Annotated in this window: 2 protein-coding genes; one reads left to right on the forward strand and one right to left on the reverse strand. The window is 70.3% G+C overall.

Annotation, left to right across the window (positions count from 1 at the left end):
- Positions 1–278: 278 nt before the first annotated feature.
- Entirely contained in the window at positions 279–674 is a 396-nt protein-coding gene (locus ACFV3E_RS46775; RefSeq protein ID WP_499513642.1) for a hypothetical protein, read from the reverse strand.
- Positions 675–863: 189 nt separating this feature from the next.
- Here ACFV3E_RS46775 and ACFV3E_RS46780 point away from each other — a divergent pair, with 189 nt between their 5' ends.
- On the forward strand, positions 864–1,151 hold the full coding sequence (locus ACFV3E_RS46780; protein ID WP_500366832.1) for a hypothetical protein: 288 nt from the start codon (positions 864–866) through the stop codon (positions 1,149–1,151).
- Positions 1,152–1,191 lie beyond the last annotated feature (40 nt).

The following is a 1,191-nucleotide window of genomic DNA, read 5'->3' on the forward strand; positions in this document are numbered from 1 at the left end:
GTGGCTGTGCCGGTCTCGGCGCGCTTCACACAGATCTCCAATGTCTTCCGGTACGCGTTTCCCCCGGCCCGCGTGCGTCGCGGGCCACGGCCCTCGATCGAGCCTCACTCGTACGTCCAGGAACTGCCAGGGTCTTTGGTCCGTTCCCCCACCCCGGGAAGTGTGGGGAAGAACACGTGCGTGACGCAGGTGACATGGGCGCGGTCACGCGGCCCGTGCGAAACCCCGGACCCGTGAGGGGCCCGGGGCGGGTGAGTCACGCACTGCCGAAGACGCGTTCAGCGTCCCTGCGGTTCCTCCTCCTCGATGTCGGCTTCGTCCACCTCGTCGTCCACCTCGTCGTCGGCCTCGTCGTCGTAGAGGTCCCACTCGTCGGAGTCGGGGTCGTACTCGGTGTGGGCACAGGACCAGGACGCCTGCACCAGTTCGATCCCCGGCACGCTGGTGACCAGGTCGAACGGATCGACCAGGTAGGCCAGCGCCTCCGACTCGTCCTGCCGCACCGACGCCTCGGCGTGCTGCCGCTCGTCGTCCGGCATGTACTCGTCGCCGCCGATCTGGTCCAGCGCGGCGTCGGTCAGCTCGCCGGACCCGGTGATCTCCAGGACCAGCTCCACCTGGAGCCGCACGTAGCGCGGCCCGCTCTCCCCGGTGGGGATGTCAGTAGTGCTCATGTGACGGAGCGTATGCGGGGGAACGGCCCCCGTTGCGCAGGCAGTCCGCTTCCGGCGCGGAAGGATACCCGCGGCGGCCCTCCGGGAACCCGCGGAAGCTCCGGTTCCGGGGTCGAACTTCCCTCAGCGGCGGTTGTCTCACTACCATCGGCCTTCACGGTCAAGTCGCCGCAACCGCTGGGGGATCCGTTGACCTCGCACCGTCCACCCGCTTTCGTCGCCGTCACGGCTGCCGCAGTCCTCGGCGCCCTGTACTTCGTGCCCAACGCGTCCGCCAGTGCCGAGCACACGGCGAACACGAGCGCGCAGTCGTCCGTTTCGACCGCCACCACCGGGTCGGGCACCGACCAGGGACAGCACCTGGCGGACACCGGCAGCGTCGACACCACGCCGTACCTGGTCGGCGGCACCGCCTTCCTCGGCCTGGGCGCGGCGCTCGTGATCAACGCGAGCCGCCGCGCCCGCGAGATGTACTAGGCCCTGTCGGACCGGAACCCGCGCGCCCCGGCCTCCGGCC

The organism is Streptomyces sp. NPDC059718 (genome assembly GCF_042733315.1).
Lineage (GTDB): Bacteria > Actinomycetota > Actinomycetes > Streptomycetales > Streptomycetaceae > Actinacidiphila.